The following is an 18,419-nucleotide window of genomic DNA, read 5'->3' on the forward strand; positions in this document are numbered from 1 at the left end:
TTCCTCCGTTACCAATTATGAGAAAAAATTTAGGAAAACTCGCCCAATAAAGCAAGATACCCGCTTATAGCATTTTCTCTCTATCTTCACTATAATTTCTCTAGTACCTACTAACGCGCAAAAAGACTTCCGAGGTGATACCGTTGTCCAAAGATAAATTCATAGGCTACAGAGTTATGTTTAATGTGGGACCAAGGTTTATGGTTCATGTCTATATGAAAGAGGAGTATTACGAGCAATGGCGATATACGCGGGATCAGCGGATCACGGATGTTGTCATCGAAGAGGTTGAGGTCGAGCTCGATTATTTTCTTGGTTAGCGATAAAAATAAAAAGGCTGCTTCCCTCGGTTCCGTCCATTGAACGAACCTGTGGATGCAGCCTTATTTTAACTTCCTATCCTTCATCGCATTAATCCTCGATTTTGCGTACATCTACCGTTACCTTCAGCTTCTGAAGCCCGTTGCCGCGGTATACTCCTTTTACCGGTACAATATCCTTATAGTCCCGGCCATGCCCCAGCTTGACATACCGCTCCCCAACCGGCGCTTCATTCGTCGGATCGAAGCTGCACCAGCCAAGCTGCGGCACATACGCCTCTACCCAAGCATGGGAAGCCTGCTCGAAATCGGCACTGCCGCCCTGCAGATCCCCCACGAAATGATACCCGCTTACGTAACGGGCGGGAATCTGATGAAACCGGCAGCAGGCAATCATGAGATGGGCGAAATCCTGGCATACCCCGCGTCTGCGCTCGATCAGATCGCTGGCTTTGGTCGTAACGGTCGTAGCTTCCGGGTCGTAAATAAACTCGGTTCTGATCTTGCTGGACAAGGAAATGAGCCAGCTCAATACGCTCATGTCTTCGCCTTCCTTCAAGGCAACGCTCTCCGCATAGCGCTCCACATCGGCCGTTAAATCCGCGTAACCGGTCGGCAGCAGAAACTCTGCGAAGCGGTTAGCCGCTTCCTCCGTCTCCAGCCAGGTCCATGCCTCCCTGGCAAGCTTGCCGTTCAGCAGAGCAGCCTGCTCCTCGGGACTAGGCGCATGCCTCGTTACGACCGTCATCTGCGTACGGATCGTCAAGCGCTTGTGCGGCGGGTTCACCGAGAACGAATGCACCCGGTTGCCGAAGAAATCCTCATAGCTGAAGAGCGAGGCATTCGGCTCTATGAAGATAGCCTGCTGATAGCAGGATTGACGTTCATTGGTGCTTGGCGTCAGCCGGATCTCATTGACACTGTCCGTTGCCGTCTCCTCGTAATCGTATTGCGTCACGTGGGATATATTTAGCTTCATGCGCTTGCCTCCCCCATCCGAAAAAAGGTTTTAGCAAAAGAATGCCCAAGCATCTGGCACGCCTCCAGCAAATGACCTACGATCGACCCGTTCCGGTCGACGATCATATCGTCATGCTCCAGGCAAGCCAAGTCCGCCTTCACCTTCGCTACCTGGCGGATGATTCGATCATTGGCGGTACGCAGTTGATTATCCGACAGCTCAATCTGCTTCATATGCTCGTCGAGCGCATGGAAGGAGAAATGAACGGAACGTGGAAACGATTGGTTCAAAATAACGAATTCCACGATGGACTCGACCGACATTCCATCGGCATAATAACGGCGGAACGACTGATGACCGCTCAGCGATTTCAGGACAGCTTGCAAGTAAGGATAAGCGCCGGCATTGTTCCAGCCATCGCCAACGGCCGCATTGCCAACCGCTTTAATAATCCGCAGCGTATTCTCCGACCGCTCCAGGAATCGCCCGCATTCGATGAAATGCCATTCGTTCTCGCGCGGCATAACCGATTGGCACAAGCCCTGGAACAGAGCCGCCCATTCCTTGATCCGGCCATAGAACAGATGAGGCGATTCCTTCATCAGGTCTTCCGGCTGTTTCTCGCGCAGCCATAAGTAAAAGGCATTAATCGTGTCCCACAGCTCGCTTGGAACCTTCTCGCGCAGAGTACGCAGGTTGCCTCGGGCATGGCTCACGCAAGAGACCAGCGAGTTGCCGTTGTCCCGGTCAAGCGTAATGTAATGAAGCACGTCTTGTTCGGTATAATTTCCGTATTGCTGCTCGTAAGCGCTTCTGCTGCCCAAAGCGTCTACAATCCGGGTCCACTTGCATGGAACCCCTTTGCTCTCGCCGTCTTGACCGCAAGCTTCAACGCCTAATTCATCCTCTGCCTGCAGGTGATAATGGACATCAATTAATCTTGCATGGTTCTCCGCTCTTTCCATATAGCGGCCGATCCAAAACAACGCTTCAGCGTTTCGGTTAAGCACAGCGATACCTCCGTTTCTGGATTGAAGCTATTAACGATTTAACACCCATGTATCCTTCACTCCTCCGCCTTGCGAAGAGTTAACAACCAGAGAGCCTTCCCGCAAAGCAACGCGGGTAAGTCCGCCGGGAATAACATGAGTGGAATCTTCCCCCATTAGCGCAAATGCCCTCAGATCGATATGGCGAGGCGTCATTTGCCCGTCGACCATAACCGGTGCCCGCGACAGCTTCATTGTGGTCTGCGCGATGTAACGGCTCGGATCTTTTTTGATCTCCTCGGCGAACTCCTTGATTTCCTTGGGGGTAGCCGTAGGGCCGATCAGCATGCCGTACCCGCCTGAAAGCGAAGTTTCCTTTACGACCAGCTGGTCCAAATGTTCCAGAACGTAGTCTCGCTCTGCCTTCCGGGATAACAGATACGTCGGTACATTGTGCAGAATCGGCTCTTCTCCGAGATAATAACGAATCATATCCGGAACATAAGCATACACTGCCTTATCGTCCGCAACACCCGTACCCGGCGCATTGGCTATGGCGATATTGCCTGCCCGGTAAGCGTTCATCAGCCCCGGAACCCCCAGCAGCGAATCCGGCTGGAAAGCAAGCGGATCAAGGAAATCATCGTCTATCCGGCGGTAAATGACGTCCACCTGACGAAGGCCTCTCAGATCGCGCAAATAAATTTTGTGATCTTTATAGACCAGGTCGCGGCCTTCAACCAAATGAATGCCGAGCTGCTGTGCGAGGAAGGTATGCTCATAATACGCCGAATTGTACGAGCCGGGAGTAAGAAGCGCAATTAACGGATCCTTCTTCCCGTTAGGCGCGAGAGAACGCAAAGAACGAAGGAAATAGTTCAGGCTGCGCTCAATGCTTTGAACGGAAGAGGACAAGTATAAATCATGGAAAAGCTCGCTCATAATGGTACGGCCTTTGAACAAATAGGAGTAACCGGAAGGCGAACGGAGATTATCCTCGAGGACAAAATAACGGCCCTTCTCGTCTCTAATTAAATCTATGCCGGAGGACGTAATATACACGCCTCCCGGAACGTCTAAACCCATCATTTCCGGGCGAAAATATACGTTGGATACGATCATTCGTCTTGGGATGACCCCGTCGGACACAATGCGCTGAGCGTGGTAAATATCGTGGATGAACATATTTAGCGCCTTTGTCCGCTGACGGACGCCTCGGTCCACTGCTTCCCATTCATGCTTAGGGATAACGCGAGGGATGTAGTCAAAGGGAATGGTTCTTTCCAGAGGCTCGCTTTGGTTAGGACTGTTCAGGGTAAAGGTGATTCCTTCCTCCATCATGCGTTGATTAAGAGCATGCTGCCGCATCGTCAATTCCGACGGCTTCATTCTTGCGAACAGCCGATGGATATTGTCATAGTGGGGACGAACCGAAAAGTCTTTCTCGAACATTTCATCGTAAAATGATTGCGAATCGTAATAATGCGACTGCGACTGTTTGGCCGTCGACATGCCAACCGCCTCCTCCATGATGGTACAGCACCTTCCCTGATGCCTGCATTGATGACTACCAAAGTTGGCTCAGAACCTTTTAAATGTTAACTTAATTTACATTTATACCATGAAAATCTTTATGAAAGTAAATTTTTGTTAGAACTATCATACAAGAAATGGATTTTCATGTCAACTTATATAGCACGAAAGCAGGGCTTCTGCGCTGGCGAAGAAACCCTGCTTTATATCATATGCCTATTCTCTTGTTATGTATTCAATTGACGCAAATCTTTTGTAACGGCATCCACGGTTTGAACGAAAACGGCAAGCTCCTGCGATCTCGCCGCCTGATTGCGGGCTTCAACCGAGGTTTTCTCCGATTCCATTTGAACCAAATGGATCTTCTTGTGAATCTCGTCCAGGTTCGTTTGGATCGTCTCCAGCGCTGTACGCGAGGATGCCGCAAGCTTGCGAACCTCGTTGGCCACAACCTCGAAGCCTCGTCCCATTTCGCCGGCGCGCGCTGCCTCAATAGCGGCGTTCAGACCAAGAAGATGCGTCTGGTCGGCAATCCCGCGGATCAACAGCCCCATCTCCGTAATACCCGCCAGCTCCTCCTGCAGATCTCCAAGCAGCTCATGCGAGTGGTCTTGCGACTGCGAAGTGGATACGGCCGCCTCGGCAATCGACTTGGCGCCTTGGTCAAGCTCCGTCATCAATCCCGACAGCTGCTGCACCGACTCTGTAATCGTTGTGAGCATAACCGATCTTTGGTCAGCCAGCTCCTGAATCAAAGACTGCTCGGCTCGGTTATACGCTTCAAGCACCAGCTGCGAGTCCAGATTAAACATTTTGGACAGGGAGTGCAGAACGGAAGTCCATTTCTCCGGAATCGCAAGCTGCAGCACGGTTGCGGCGATATCGAGATAGGTCATGTAGCTTCCCAGGTACCAGTCCGTCGTGAGTCCAATCCGGGAATGGACAAGCCCGATCGTAATGCGGTTCTCGATGTACTCCTGGTCAATGACTCCTGAAGCCAGAGACAGCCAATAACCGCGTTGTGTCTGTTTAAGCCGTTCAATGGTGCTTACATTCGAGATAATGCGCATCAGATGCGGCTGTTGTCCAATGTTGTCATAGAAGCGGTTCACAACCTCTTCGACGACTTGTTCGAATATAGGCTTGCATGCCGCGAGCCGTTTCAAATCTTCTTCCGTAATACGGGTATATTCCAGCTGTTTGCGGCGTTCTTCCGAGACTTTAATCATAGTTCCGATCTCCCCCTAAAAAGTCAAAAGTCTTATAACGATTATATCGGAAAATAAGGAACCGACTTGTATGCATTCTTGTATTCTTCATGACGAAAGGGCATAGTTAAACAGCATACTACGCATTTGAATGTTCTTCCGATCGCCATTGCTCGGGGATTCCTTCGGAACTATTCCAATAGGATTGGAATCCCCGAGCAAAAGCGACCACTTCGTTTCTCCAGAATCATTCAAAATGCTCCGTATGTATTTAACTAATTAACAAACCAAAAGCGGCTGTGCGAGGGATTACCCCGCACAGCCGCTTTTTAGTTGAGAAATTAACGATTCAAGAGGCTTCCCACGTACCGCAGCAGCTCGTTTGCGCACACCGGGCAGTAGCCGTGTTCGTCAATCAACCGTTTGGTCACTTCGTTAATGCGCTTCAGTTGGCTTTCATCCGGCGTTTTGGTCGAAGTCGTAATTTTCACGATGTCCTTAAGGTCGGCGAAAAGCTTTTTCTCAACGGCCTCTCGCAGACGTTCATGGCTTGTGAAATCGAACTTCTTCCCTTTCCTCGAGTACGAAGAGATCCGGATCAGAATTTCTTCGCGGAACGCTTTTTTCGCATTCTCGGAAACGCCGATCTGCTCCTCAATTGACCGCATCAGGCGCTCATCGGGATCCATCTCTTCGCCGGTAAGCGGATCTTTGATTTTGGACCAATTGCAATACGATTCGATGTTGTCGAGATAGTTTTCGAATAAAGTCCGGGCGGACTCTTCAAAGGAATAAACAAATGCCTTTTGAATTTCCTTTTTCGCCAGTCCATCATACTCTTTGCGCGCTACCGAGATGAAGTTCAGGTATCTCTCCCGCTCCTCCTTCGTAATCGAAGGATGCTGGTCAAGGCCGTCCTTCAGTGCCCGAAGCACATCGAGAGCATTGATGCACTGCATATCCTGCTTGATGAGTGCGCTGGAAATCCGGTTGATGACATAACGAGGGTCAATGCCGGACATGCCTTCCTCAATATACTCGTTCTGCATTTCCTTCAGATCGGCTTCCTTGAAGCCTTCGACCTCTTCTCCGTCGTACATTCTCATCTTCTTGACAAGGTCCATGCCTTGCTTCTTCGTTTCCTTGAGGCGAGTAAGTATGGAGAAGATGGCCGCGGATTTCAAGGAATGCGGCGCAATATGAATATGCTTCATATCGCTTTGGCCGATCAGCTTCGTATAAATCTTCTCTTCCTCGGATACTTTGAGGTTGTAGGGAATCGGCATGACAATCATACGCGATTGCAGCGCCTCGTTCTTCTTATTGCTGATAAACGACTTGTACTCGGATTCGTTCGTATGCGCGATAATCAGCTCGTCGGCCGATATAAGCGCAAACCTGCCCGCCTTGAAATTCCCCTCCTGCGTCAGCGAGAGCAGGTTCCATAAGAACTTCTCGTCGCACTTGAGCATCTCCTGGAATTCCATCAGACCGCGGTTCGCCTTGTTCAGCTCGCCGTCGAAGCGGTACGCGCGCGGATCGGATTCCGAACCAAACTCCGTAATCGTCGAGAAGTCGATACTGCCTGTCAAGTCGGCAATATCCTGCGACTTCGGATCGGAAGGGCTAAACGTACCGATACCTACCCTGTTTTCCTCCGATACGAGCACGCGTTCAACAATGACATTCTCTATATCTCCATCGTATTCAACCCGAAGCCTCATTTGGCAGGAAGGGCACAAGTTGCCTTCAATGCGGACACCAAGCTCCTTCTCAATCTCCGGACGAAGCTCATGCGGGATCAAGTGCAGCGGCTCTTCGTGCATCGGGCAGCCTTTAATGGCGTAAGTAGCTCCTTTCTCCGTTCTGGAGAAACGCTCCAGCCCTTTCTTCAGCATCGTTACAATGGTTGATTTGCCGCCGCTGACCGGCCCCATTAAGAGCAGGATCCGTTTACGGACATCCAGCCTTCTGGCCGCCGAGTGGAAGTATTCCTCCACCAGCTTCTCCACGGCGCGGTCGAGACCGAAAATTTCCTGTTCGAAGAACTTATAACGCTTCCTTCCGTTATCGTCCTCTACCCCAAAAGAATCAATCATCTCATAGACGCGCGCGTGCGCAGTCATGGCCGGGGTCGGGTCCTCTCTAAGCAGTTGAATATATTCTCTGAAAGATCCCGTCCACGCAAGCTTTTCACTCTCTGTCTGATACTCCGATATTCGCTTGAAAATGTCCATGCCGTGCCTCCTCCCATCGCTTCCGCAATCCGCTAGTTTTCATTCCGCCCGGGATTATCTCTACATCATTGATCGTGTGGACCAACTTTTTACTGAAGTATTACAATCCTATGCTTAGTTATGTAGGAAATTGACCACTATTTTAGTCGGCAATCCGGCAAATAACGACAAGCATTTGCTATAATGATGGGAGAAAGAGGGGAATTAACATGGCAGTTAACAAGGAAGAGGAGCTGTACAGCCCCATCAAGGCCTACTACGAAAAGCTAGGTTTTACGGTAAAAAGCGAGGTTCTCCATTGCGATTTGGTTGCGATGAAACCGGATGGCAGCGAGGCGGTTGTTGTCGAAATGAAAAAAACGTTCAATCTCGCTTTGCTGCTGCAAGGGATTGAACGTTTACGCATAAATGATCATGTTGTACTGGCTGTTGAGCGCAACCGCAAGAAAAGCGGCGCCCACAACCAGCGCTTCAGCGATATTACGGAGCTGTGCCGGATGCTGGGTCTCGGCCTGATGACCGTCACCTTCTTCAAAACCAAAGCGCCACTGATCGAAATGCTGTGCGAGCCCGGCGAGATGCCGAAGCGCGGGATCCGAAGAACCCGCCAGGCACGGCTCCTCAGGGAGTTCCGCGAACGGAGCGGCGATTACAACGTGGGCGGCAGCACCGGCCGCAAGCTGGTCACCGCCTATCGGGAGAAGGCCCTTCGGGCCGCATACGCCATGCAGCAAGCTGGCATCCTGTCGCCAAGTCAGCTGGCATCTCTGACGGGTAATCCGCAAAGCGCCTCCATGCTGCGAAGCAATTATTATAGTTGGTTCGAGAAGGTGGGGCGCGGCCAATACCGGCTAACGCCAGCCGGAGCCTTGGCCTTGGCGGAGTATGCCGAGGTGATCGCCGAATGGAAAGAGACCTTTACCCTTCCGCCGGCACCGGAGCCCAAACCCGCCAAAGCGCCAAGAACGAAAGCTCCCAAAGCTTCCACTGGAAAAACGTCCAAACGCGCAAAGGAAACTCCCTTTAGCTACGAGCGGTAAACTCGCGGATCGCTTCCGCCAGACGCGCAACGCCAAGCGCCGTTTTTTCTCCTTTATTATGGGTGAAATTAAGCCGGGCTGTGTTGCGTTTTGGATCGTAAGCATAAAAAGCGATGCCCGGAACAAAAGCGACGCCCTTTGATACCGCAACCCGCAGCAGCGCTTCGGCATCCAGTCCTTCGGGAAGTTCAACCCATAGGAACATGCCGCCCTTCGGCTCGATCCAATGAAGTCCTTCGATTTTTTGCGCCTTGATCAGGCTTTGCATTTCCCGCATCCGGTCCCCGTAGGATTCCGAAATTATGCGGATATGTTCGTCGAGCGGGAAATGCGCAAGCAGCTGGCTTAAGATCTGCTGATCCATCGTGCTGGACTGCAGGTCGGCCGCTTGCTTCGCTTTTGCAAGCATCTTGATCACCCGGGTATCGCCAATCGCCCAGCCGGTCCGGAGCGCGGGAGCTACGATTTTCGAGAAGGTGCTTGTGTATATAACAACGCCGCTTCCAAACTGCTGCTGGTCAAGCGCAAACAGCGTTGGGTAAGCCGCATTTTCATCGTATTTCAGCTCGCCGTACGGATCGTCCTCAATAATAGGCACTTGATGGCCGGCGCAGATCCGCAGAATTTCCTGCCTTCTTTCCAGACTCCACACATTGCCCGTCGGATTGCCAAAGGTCGGAACGGCATAAATTAACTTGGGCTTATGCTCGCGGACCAGTCGTTCCACATCCTCCGGAATCATGCCATGCTCATCGCTTTCCGCGGCAACCACCTTTAGACCATGCAGTTCAAACACTTGCAGGCAAGCTAAATAGGTAGGCCGCTCAACAAGCACCGTGTCCCCCGGCTCGGTGAGAACTTGAACAAGCAGGCTGATCGCCTGTTGGGAGCCTGTCGTAATAATCATTTCCTCCGGCTGCACGTTCATCCCCTTCTGAGCCATTCGGACGCACAGCTGCTCGCGCAGGGGTAAGTAACCTTCAGTAAGCCCGTACTGCAATGCGCTTGTACCCGCAGAAATCGCGCGGTCCGCAGCCTCCCTGACAGCCTGTACAGGAAAAAGCTCTTCCGCCGGCAGGCCGCCCGCAAAGGATACGATGTCATTTCCTTGCGTCAGCTTCAGAATATCTCTTACGACGGAAGACTTAACCTGCGTCATTCTTGATGCAAAGCGAAATTCCATATTTCCCTTCTCCTCCCGCAATAAAAACCATGATTTGTACTGTCATTATTGTCGCATAATAAAAAGAATCCATGCAAACTTAAACGTTTTCTTTTCCCTAATACTTGGTTATAATGAAGCTAGCATATCGGAGGTGCACAAAATGTCTATTACTTTCGTTATTGTTATGACAGTCTTTATTTTGTTCCTGACTGCCATCTTGACGTCTTCGTACAACGACGACAAGACCAAAGGCCTTTAATCAAGGCTCGGTGAAACGGCTTTGCCATCCTTTGGCTGCGAGGCGCGTTTTCATTCCGGAGAATTCTAAGACGTTGTAATAAATGGCTTGGAATTCAAAAAAAGAAGCTCCTCTCGTTTGCGGGAGGAGCTTCTTTTTTTATCTTCGTATGTTTGTAGTAGTGCTTGGATGATTATCCGATTAACGGTTTTGAAGTTGTCCCATTTCAATCATGCACGGTTCGCATAAATAACGGTCCTTGAATTCCTTCACATCTTCCATTGATCCGCAGAACACGCATCTTGGGCGGTAGCGCTCCAAAATAATATGGTCGCCTTGCACTAAAATCTCTACAGGGTCCCCCTCATTCATTTGATACCTTTTACGAAGTGATTTAGGAAGAACGATTCGTCCGAGTTGGTCCACCTTTCTAACCACACCTGCTGGTTTCATCTTTTCACCTCTTTTTATGACTGGATTTGCAAGCTAACGTTGTGTAAACATAGCACAGTAGACTTTCGATGGTCCCTAACGAATTCCTTCCTATGTTAGGATAGTCCTTAATATTATGTAAATTCAGTCCATTCCCGGGAACTTATTTTGGCGTAACGCCTCATACACAATAATCGCCGCCGAATTGGAAAGATTCAGCGACCGGACATCTCCCGTCATCGGCATCCGCATGCAAGTATCCAGATTCGCATCAATCAGCTCTTGCGGCAGTCCTTTTGTTTCCTTCCCGAACACGAAGAAATCCCCGTCCCGAAAGTCAAACTCCGTATACACTTTGGTAGCTCTCGTGCTTGCATAAAAGAATCTTCCGTTTGGATTCGCATCCTGCAGCTCCTTGAAGGAATCATGGTATTCCACATGAACCGCATGCCAATAATCCAGTCCGGCGCGTTTGAGAGTGCGGTCATCGGTCTGGAATCCAAGGGGGCGTACAAGATGAAGATGCGCGCCTGTTGCGGCGCAAGTCCGGGCGATATTACCCGTATTTGCAGGAATTTCAGGTTCAACCAAAACAATATGAAAAGCCATAACTGTACCAACCTCACATTCTATGTCATTATACACGAAACACTGCGTTCTCGCACCAGTGCCAAAGAGGCAATTTTTACATTAGGTTAACGTACTCTTAATCTCCGCATAAATGTCTCCCCTCATAATGAAAACATCATGTAGGAGGCAAAAGGAGAATAGATACGATGAAAAAGAAAATATTGGTCGTTGATGACGAGCCGTCCATCTCCATGCTTATCGAATTTAATTTGAAACTCGCCGGTTACGATGTCCGGTGTGTAAGCGATGGCGAGGCCGTATTCGAGATGTTAAAGCCATTCCGTCCTGACCTGATCGTACTCGACTTGATGCTTCCGAAGATGGATGGCATCCAAGTATGCCGTGAGCTGCGCAAGCAGAGCAATGCGGTACCAATCGTTATGCTGACCGCCTTGCAGGACGTCACGGACAAAATCGCCGGGCTTGATAACGGGGCCGACGATTATATGACGAAGCCATTTAGCCCGCAAGAGCTGATCTCGCGTATTCAGGCCATTTTCCGTCGAATTCAGTCCCTTCCGGGTCAAGCTGAATCAACAACCTTCGATATTGGCCGGTTGACGGTACGCGCCGAACAGCGCGAAGTGCTGATTGACGGCCGGACCATTGAATTGACACCGAAGGAATTCGAGCTTCTTCTCTTCTTATGCAAGCATAGAGGCAAAGTATTAAGCCGTCAGCAGCTGCTTCACGGGGTATGGGACTACCACTTCCTCGGCGATACGCGAATCGTTGACGTTCATATCAGCCATCTTCGAGATAAAATCGAGCAAAACGCAAGAACGCCGGAGTACATTATGACGGTCCGCAACGTCGGCTACAAGCTTCACGCCCCTAATATGGCCGATTCGTCACTGGCATAAACACCCCTAACAATGAAGACCGCCTTTCCGATTACGGAAATGGCGGTCTTTGTCAACTTTCTTAACCGTTGCGGCGCTGGAAGTCAGCCATAAATTCAGCAAGCGCTTTGCAGCTCTCGTGCGGAACGGCGTTGTACGTCGAAGCGCGCAGACCGCCAACATCGCGGTGGCCCTTCAGGCCAACAAAACCGTTTTGCTCCGATTCCTTAACGAATTGCTTCTCCAGCTCTTCGCTTTGCATACGGAAAGTGATGTTCATAAGCGAACGACTGTCCGGATGAGCGCATCCCACATAATAGCCGTTGCTTTGGTCAATAGCATCATAGATAAGCTTTGTTTTATCGCGGTTGAGCTGCTCCATAGCAGCAACCCCGCCGTTGCCCTTGATCCATTTCAGAACCAGGTTAACCATATAAACCGAGAAGGATGGCGGCGTATTGTAAAGCGACTTGTTCTTCGCATGCGTGTCGTAGCGGAAGATTGCCGGGATGTTCTTCGGACTTTCTTGAACCAGGTCATCGCGTACGATAACAACCGTAACACCGGATGGACCAAGATTTTTTTGCGCGCCGGCATAGATGAGGCCAAATTTGCTAATATCAATAGGACGGCTCAAAATATCGCTGGACATATCGGCTACAAGCGGTACATTGCCAAGGTTCGTTGGGAACTCCTGGAACTGTACGCCTCCGATTGTCTCATTAGATGTCAGATGAAGGTAAGCTGCATTTTCCGGCACAACGATTTCGTTAATGCTTGGCATACGCATGAAATTGTCGTTTTCTGACGAAGCAGCAATAACCGTCTCGCCAATCAGCTTCGCTTCCTTAATGGCTTTGTCAGCCCAAGCGCCCGTTTTAACGTAAGCGGCTGGACGGCCCGCGGAAAGCAGGTTCATTGGAATCATGGCAAATTGCTGGCTTGCGCCGCCTTGCAGGAAAAGAACATGATAGTTATCCGGAATACCGAACAATTCGCGCATGAGGGCTTGTGATTCGTTGTTCACTTGCTCATAAAGTGCGCTGCGGTGGGACATTTCCATGATGGACATCCCCGCGCCCTGATATTCGACAAATTGCTCTTGCGCCTGCTGCAGCACCTCGAGCGGTAAAGCGGCCGGTCCTGCATTGAAATTATAGGCTCGTTTCATTTCCGTTACCCACCTTTTGTTTTTGTTAAGCATCTCACATGATATTGATTATGATAGCAATTTTACCGGCTCTCTTCAAGTACATTTACATAATGTTAGTGACAAAAAGTCGAACGGAGATTATTCACATGGCAGATAATATTCGGATTTTCACCGCAATATCCATTCCTGCAAACCTTAGCGGACAAATCGTTAGCCATTTGCCCGATTGGCAGGATCAGCTCTCTTTCCAGAAATGGGTGGATCCCCGGGATCTGCACATAACGCTCCACTTTATCGGGGACATGCCCGTTTCCTCCATTCCCGCCATACAGACTGCCATGCAGGAAGCCGTTTCCCGAACATCATCCTTCTCGTTAGAACTGTCGAAACTTGGCAGCTTCGGACGCGAGGAACGCCCCTCCGTCTTATGGCTTGGCTTAAAGCAATTGCCCGCCGAGCTAACCAGGCTTCATCAATCGCTTGGCCAGTCGCTTCATTCGGGTATTGGCTATACGCCGGAGACCCGTCCTTACCGGCCTCACGTGACCTTAGCGCGGAAATATTCCGCCGATGAACCATGCACAGCCGAAAAGCTTGAGAAGCTCTCAAGCCCCTTTCTGCAGCATCAGACAGCCTTCGACATCACCGGCATTACGCTATACCGTACCCGGTTAGGCGAAAGACCTATGTACGAACCCATTGCAGTCGCACAATTCGACAAATAAAAAGCGGACTCCCGCCAAGGGAGTCCGCTTGAATAAGTGCGTTTCGAATTAGCAGCCGAAGTACAGGCTGTACTCGTGTGGATGAATACGAATCGATACCGCTTTTGCTTCGCTGCGTTTAACGGCAACATAGTTAGCGATGAATTCTTCCGTGAATACGCCGCCTTCAGTCAAGAATTCGGAATCCGCTTCGAGAGCGTCAAGCGCTTCGTCGAGTGTACCAGGTACGCTGCGGATTTCTTTTTTCTCTTCTTCTGGCAGTTCGTAGATGTTTTTGTCGAATGGACCGTAGCCGAGAGCAACTGGATCCAATTTACGTTTCACGCCGTCCAGACCAGCAAGCAGCATAGCCGCGAATGCCAGGTAAGGGTTAGCTGTGGAGTCCGGAGTACGGAACTCGATGCGGCAGCCTTTTGGCGTTACCGATGCGATTGGAATACGTACTGCAGCGGAACGGTTACCTTTCGAGAATACGAGGTTAACCGGAGCTTCGTAACCAGGAACCAGACGTTTGAACGAGTTTGTCGAAGGGTTCGTCAAAGCGATCAGAGCTGGTGCGTGGTGCAGAATACCGCCGATGTAGTGCATAGCCAGTTGGCTCAGGTTGCCGTAAGCGCCTTTTTCATAGAACAGCGGAGTGTCGCCGTCGAAGATCGAGGAGTGAACGTGCATACCGGAACCGTTGTCGCCGAACAGCGGTTTTGGCATGAAAGTAGCCACTTTGCCGTATTGGCGAGCTGTGTTGTGAACGATATATTTGTACAGCATGAGGTTGTCAGCTGTCTTAGTCAAAGTGCTGAAACGGAAGTTGATTTCTGCTTGGCCGGCAGTTGCAACTTCGTGGTGATGACGCTCAACGCGAAGGCCAACTTCTTGCATCAGGCGAACCATTTCGCTACGGATGTCTTGTTGTTGGTCAACCGGAGCAACTGGCACGTAGCCGCCTTTTACAGGAACTTTAAAGCCAAGGTTGCCGCCTTCTTCTTTACGGTTCGTGTTCCAGCCTGCTTCTTCGGAATCCACGTAGAAGGAAGAAGAATTCATTGTGCTTTCGTAGCGAACTTCGTCGAAGATGAAGAATTCGGACTCAGGCGCGAAGAATGCAGTTGTACCGATACCGGTTGTTTGCAGGTATTCTTCCGCTTTTTGAGCGATGCTGCGTGGGTCACGCTCATAACGCTCGCCGTCCGGTGTATGGATGTTACACATAATGTTCAGTGTAGGATGATCTGTGAAAGGATCAACGAATACTGCATCAGTATCTGGCATCATTACCATGTCAGATTCTTCAATACCGCGGAAACCTGGGATCGAGGAACCGTCAAAAGCTACACCGTTTACGAAAGTATCAGCGTCAACTTCTGTCGAAGGAAGAGTAATGTGGTGCGCGCGACCAGCAAGATCCACGAAGCGGAAATCTACAAACTGGATGTTGTTTTCTTGAATTTGTTCCAAAACTTTTTGAACTGACATCAGATATTTCCTCCATTTCCGAACATTTGCATAGTGGTGAACAGTTATTGTTCAAGTTTCTCGTTAAACTATGAGGTAATTATAAGACTACGTTTTGGCATCGTCAATACTTATGTCAGGTATTTTTTATTCATATGTAAGGTATACTTACAAGTTTAAACATTTGTTCACAATTAAGCCTTTACATTCGATCAGAAAAGCCGGGAGGCCTTGTGTATCAAGGCTTCCCGGCTTTTCACATTTTAAAACTGGATTAAATTTTCCATTCTGCAAAAGCGGCTGCGGGTTCTTTTGGAGTGTTGAATTGCTTTCCGACGATTGGCGCCAGCTTTTCTAAATCCTTTAATAAATTAGCGAATTGGTCAGGGAATAAGGATTGTACACCGTCACCTGTCATCGAATTATCCGGATCCGTGTGCATTTCGACAATCAGACCGTTCGCCCCTGCCGCAACGGATGCTTTGGACATCGGCTCTACCAATTCGCGGCGGCCCGTACCGTGGCTCGGGTCCGAAATGACTGGTAGATGGCTAAGCCCTTGCAGGACCGGAATCGCGGACAAGTCCAGCGTATTTCTCGTGTAAGTTTCGAACGTTCGGATTCCGCGCTCGCACAACATAACATTCGGATTTCCGCCCGCGAGGATGTATTCCGCCGCGTTCAGGAACTCGTCGTACGTTGCGCTGAAGCCGCGCTTCAGCAATACCGGAGTCTGAATGGTACCGAGCTTGCGGAGCAGATCGAAGTTCTGCATGTTGCGTGTACCGACCTGAAGGATATCGGCATATTCGGCACATACATCAACATACTCCGGAGTCATAACTTCGGTAATCGTGAGCAGGCCATGCTTCTTGCCCGCTTCCGCCATCATGATCAAACCTTCGACGCCAACGCCCTGGAAGCTGTATGGACCCGTGCGCGGCTTAAACGCGCCGCCGCGAAGCACCTGTCCGCCGGCTGCCTTGACAAGGCGTGCGATCTCATCGATCTGCTCCGGGGATTCAACCGCGCAAGGGCCGCCCATAATAACAAGGTTCTCGCCGCCGATCTTAACGCCTTTAATATCGATGACGGTATCGTCCGGATGGAAGTCCCGGCTCGCCAGCTTGTAGGACTTCGAAATTTTGATCACGTTCTCTACGCCTTTCATTTGACGGAGATGCTCCGCAAGCGTTGGCTCCGCCTTGCCGATAATCCCGATAACCGTACGGTCCGTCCCTCTGGATACATGGGCTTGCACGCCCGCTCTTTCGATATGATTCACAATTTCTTGAATACGCTCTTCGGCAATATGTGGGCTAGTAATTACGATCATGTCCATCTCTCCTTTTTCACTTCAACGCTTATACGCTTTTATGCTTTGCGGCTTTTATGCTTTTACTTGTTAAAGCAAATATACACGATGGACTTTGGGTTCGTCAATTATTATTTTTCTTAAACCAGCTGCTAAGCAGCTACGGAAGTGAATATTCTTACAATCGCTGTTCTATTCGGATTTCCCTGAACTAGTCTTATCCGTTGAAATCCAAATAGCAAGGCGAGCTACAAGCTTTCCAAAGGAAAGCTGTTTCGTAAGCATTATCTCCGCTTCTCCAGAACATTCACTTCCTTCGCCGCAGTCTGCTTCAGGAAAACAATAACACACTCAACCCTAATGTCCGGGGGAACCGGACCTTCACATCTGCTCGGTGTCCACCCGCATTTCCTGTCACCGAAAAAATGATCAAATCATTGGCGACAATGTCAGGATAGCTGGACTATGCTCAGCTTAAATTCCACTCTTAACGATGCGCGGCATCGTTAAGTTCTATCATTTAGGACAGAGTAGCCTCCTTTACGATGTCGCACATCGTTAAGGTACGGCCATACCATGGAGACGGCCTCCTTTTCACGACTTTCACGCTTCTTAACGATGCGCGGCATCGTTAAGCTCTATCATTTAGGGCGGAGCAGCCCCCTTTACGATGTCGCACATCGTTAAGGTACGGCGTGGAAATGGCCGCCTTTTCACGACTTTCACGCTGCTTAACGATGCGCGGCATCGTTAAGCTCCACCATTTAGGGCGGAGCAGCCTCCTTTACGATGTCGCACATCGTTAAGGCGCGGCTATACCATGGAGACGGCCTCCTTTTCACGACTTTCACGCTTCTTAACGATGCGCGGCATCGTTAAGCTCCACCAATTAGGACAATTCAACCCCCTTTACGATATCGCACATCGTTAAGGCAGGGCTAAACCCATGGAAATAGCCGCCTTTTCACGGTTTTCACGCTTCTTAACGATGCGCGGCATCGTTAAGCTCCACCATTTAAGGGCGATCAGCCTCCTTTACGATGTCGTGCATCGTTAAGGCACGGCTAAACCATGGACATGACCGCCTGATCACGGCTTTCACACTAGTTGACGATGCACGGCATCGTTGAGTACTAGCCTAAAAACAAAATAAATGCGGTGCAAGGGAGCACCGCATTTACTTGATCTTCTATTAAGCTTCGGCTGCGCCGGAAGCCGATTTGGTACGAATGGTCGGAAGGAGCTTGTTCTTGTTGACCGTACGCTTGATCTCCCACGTGGAGGGGTCGTTATGATCGTATTGCTCCAAATACGCGATAACTTCTTTTGTAATCGGAGTTGGAGTCGAAGCGCCCGAAGTTACGGCAACGCGGTCAACACCTTTTAACCATTCCTGCTCGATCTCCGATACGTCGGATACGCGATAGGCCGGTACGCCCGCGATCTCCTGGGATACCTGGGCAAGGCGGTTGGAGTTGTTGCTGCGCGGATCGCCAACAACAATGCACAGCTGCGCCTGTCCGGCTTGCTCCGCTACAGCCTCTTGGCGTACTTGCGTAGCCAAGCAGATCTCGTTATGAATCTCCGCCTTCGGATACGTCTCCAGAAGCTTGCTCATAATATGACGGATGTCCCATTGCGACATTGTCGTCTGATTCGTAATGATAATGCGTCCCTCAGGCACATTAAGCTTGGCAATATCCTCAACGCGTTCAATCAAGTGAACGCGATCCGGTGCCACGCCAATAGCGCCTTCCGGCTCCGGATGGCCTTTTTTGCCGATATAAATAATATGATAATCCTCGGCGACTTTCTCCCGGATCAAGTCATGCGTCTTGGTTACATCCGGACAAGTCGCGTCCACGATGGTCAGACCCTTCTCGCGCGCACGGTTGCGGACTTCGGGAGATACGCCGTGGGCCGTGAAGATAACGGTTCCGCTCTCCACCTGCTCCAGAATCTCCAGTCGGTTCTCGCCGTCAAGCGTAATGACGCCCTCTTGCTCGAAAGCTTCCGTTACATGCGCATTATGAACAATCATGCCAAGAATATAAATCGGACGCGGAAGGTCCAGGTTTTTGGCGGTTTGCAGCGCGAGCACCATGGCATCCACAACGCCATAGCAATAGCCTCGCGGCGATATTTTAACAATTTCCACTTGTAGCACCTGCTTTCTGAA

Annotated in this window: 15 protein-coding genes and 2 pseudogenes; 4 read left to right on the plus strand and 13 right to left on the minus strand. The window is 50.2% G+C overall.

The genetic code is table 11. The annotated features are described in order from the left end of the window. The first annotated feature begins 143 nt into the window (after positions 1 to 143). The gene (locus ACR9FF_RS23220; protein ID WP_164775404.1) at positions 144 to 320 is read left to right on the plus strand and encodes a hypothetical protein; all 177 of its coding nucleotides are present in this window, start codon (positions 144 to 146) and stop codon (positions 318 to 320) included. Positions 321 to 411: 91 nt separating this feature from the next. On the opposite strand, the gene ACR9FF_RS23225 is transcribed toward ACR9FF_RS23220, so the two are convergent. The 6 genes and pseudogenes from ACR9FF_RS23225 to ACR9FF_RS23250 all read right to left on the minus strand — a co-directional run bounded on the left by ACR9FF_RS23225 (position 412) and on the right by ACR9FF_RS23250 (position 7,248). Continuing rightward, positions 412 to 1,299: a transglutaminase family protein gene (locus ACR9FF_RS23225; RefSeq protein ID WP_127493036.1), complete on the minus strand. Its 888-nt coding sequence runs from the start codon at positions 1,297 to 1,299 to the stop codon at positions 412 to 414. Next, positions 1,296 to 2,291 (minus strand): alpha-E domain-containing protein, encoded by a 996-nt coding sequence (locus ACR9FF_RS23230; protein ID WP_127493038.1) that lies wholly within the window; start codon positions 2,289 to 2,291, stop codon positions 1,296 to 1,298. The genes ACR9FF_RS23225 and ACR9FF_RS23230 overlap by 4 nt, the downstream gene beginning before the upstream one ends. 30 nt (positions 2,292 to 2,321) lie before the next feature. Beyond that, positions 2,322 to 3,782, minus strand: a complete 1,461-nt coding sequence (locus ACR9FF_RS23235) for a circularly permuted type 2 ATP-grasp protein (protein WP_127493041.1) — start codon at positions 3,780 to 3,782, stop codon at positions 2,322 to 2,324. A 248-nt stretch (positions 3,783 to 4,030) separates the two neighbouring features. Then, positions 4,031 to 4,345 (minus strand): annotated as a pseudogene (locus tag ACR9FF_RS23240) (methyl-accepting chemotaxis protein); the annotation flags it as partial. A gap of 228 nt (positions 4,346 to 4,573) precedes the next feature. Then, positions 4,574 to 5,032 (minus strand): annotated as a pseudogene (locus tag ACR9FF_RS23245) (protoglobin domain-containing protein); the annotation flags it as partial. A gap of 320 nt (positions 5,033 to 5,352) precedes the next feature. Further along, positions 5,353 to 7,248, minus strand: coding sequence for a PrkA family serine protein kinase (locus ACR9FF_RS23250; protein ID WP_127493045.1), 1,896 nt, complete (start codon positions 7,246 to 7,248; stop codon positions 5,353 to 5,355). Positions 7,249 to 7,457: 209 nt separating this feature from the next. Between ACR9FF_RS23250 and ACR9FF_RS23255 the strand changes: the two genes are divergently transcribed. Then, positions 7,458 to 8,288: a DUF2161 domain-containing phosphodiesterase gene (locus tag ACR9FF_RS23255; protein ID WP_201008690.1), complete on the plus strand. Its 831-nt coding sequence runs from the start codon at positions 7,458 to 7,460 to the stop codon at positions 8,286 to 8,288. Here the strand turns inward: ACR9FF_RS23255 and ACR9FF_RS23260 are convergent. The 3 genes from ACR9FF_RS23260 to trmL form a co-directional block, all read right to left on the minus strand. Further along, complete coding sequence (locus tag ACR9FF_RS23260) at positions 8,272 to 9,471, minus strand: PLP-dependent aminotransferase family protein (protein WP_435165295.1); 1,200 nt, start codon at positions 9,469 to 9,471, stop codon at positions 8,272 to 8,274. The genes ACR9FF_RS23255 and ACR9FF_RS23260 overlap by 17 nt on opposite strands. Before the next feature lie 421 nt (positions 9,472 to 9,892). Continuing rightward, a complete protein-coding gene (locus ACR9FF_RS23265; protein ID WP_127493051.1) occupies positions 9,893 to 10,144 on the minus strand; it encodes an AbrB/MazE/SpoVT family DNA-binding domain-containing protein in 252 nt (83 codons plus the stop codon). Positions 10,145 to 10,267: 123 nt separating this feature from the next. Then, a complete protein-coding gene (gene trmL, locus ACR9FF_RS23270) occupies positions 10,268 to 10,732 on the minus strand; it encodes a tRNA (uridine(34)/cytosine(34)/5-carboxymethylaminomethyluridine(34)-2'-O)-methyltransferase TrmL (protein ID WP_015846324.1) in 465 nt (154 codons plus the stop codon). Between the two features lie 167 nt (positions 10,733 to 10,899). Here trmL and ACR9FF_RS23275 point away from each other — a divergent pair, with 167 nt between their 5' ends. Continuing rightward, positions 10,900 to 11,616: a response regulator transcription factor gene (locus ACR9FF_RS23275; protein ID WP_127493053.1), complete on the plus strand. Its 717-nt coding sequence runs from the start codon at positions 10,900 to 10,902 to the stop codon at positions 11,614 to 11,616. A 61-nt stretch (positions 11,617 to 11,677) separates the two neighbouring features. On the opposite strand, the gene serC is transcribed toward ACR9FF_RS23275, so the two are convergent. Beyond that, positions 11,678 to 12,766, minus strand: a complete 1,089-nt coding sequence (gene serC / locus ACR9FF_RS23280) for a 3-phosphoserine/phosphohydroxythreonine transaminase (protein WP_127493055.1) — start codon at positions 12,764 to 12,766, stop codon at positions 11,678 to 11,680. Between the two features lie 128 nt (positions 12,767 to 12,894). On the opposite strand from serC, the gene thpR reads away from it, so the two are divergent. Further along, the gene (gene thpR, locus ACR9FF_RS23285) at positions 12,895 to 13,473 is read left to right on the plus strand and encodes an RNA 2',3'-cyclic phosphodiesterase (RefSeq protein ID WP_435165302.1); all 579 of its coding nucleotides are present in this window, start codon (positions 12,895 to 12,897) and stop codon (positions 13,471 to 13,473) included. 48 nt (positions 13,474 to 13,521) lie between these two features. Here the strand turns inward: thpR and glnA are convergent, their stop codons facing one another. The 3 genes from glnA to ACR9FF_RS23300 all read right to left on the minus strand — a co-directional run bounded on the left by glnA (position 13,522) and on the right by ACR9FF_RS23300 (position 18,398). Then, the gene (gene glnA, locus ACR9FF_RS23290; RefSeq protein WP_127493059.1) at positions 13,522 to 14,946 is read right to left on the minus strand and encodes a type I glutamate--ammonia ligase; all 1,425 of its coding nucleotides are present in this window, start codon (positions 14,944 to 14,946) and stop codon (positions 13,522 to 13,524) included. Positions 14,947 to 15,199: 253 nt separating this feature from the next. Then, complete coding sequence (gene aroF, locus ACR9FF_RS23295) at positions 15,200 to 16,261, minus strand: 3-deoxy-7-phosphoheptulonate synthase (protein WP_127493061.1); 1,062 nt, start codon at positions 16,259 to 16,261, stop codon at positions 15,200 to 15,202. 1,171 nt (positions 16,262 to 17,432) lie between these two features. After that, complete coding sequence (locus tag ACR9FF_RS23300) at positions 17,433 to 18,398, minus strand: 4-hydroxy-3-methylbut-2-enyl diphosphate reductase (protein ID WP_435165307.1); 966 nt, start codon at positions 18,396 to 18,398, stop codon at positions 17,433 to 17,435. Positions 18,399 to 18,419 lie beyond the last annotated feature (21 nt).

This window comes from Paenibacillus glycanilyticus (assembly GCF_051200795.1).
Taxonomy (GTDB): domain Bacteria; phylum Bacillota; class Bacilli; order Paenibacillales; family Paenibacillaceae; genus Pristimantibacillus; species Pristimantibacillus glycanilyticus.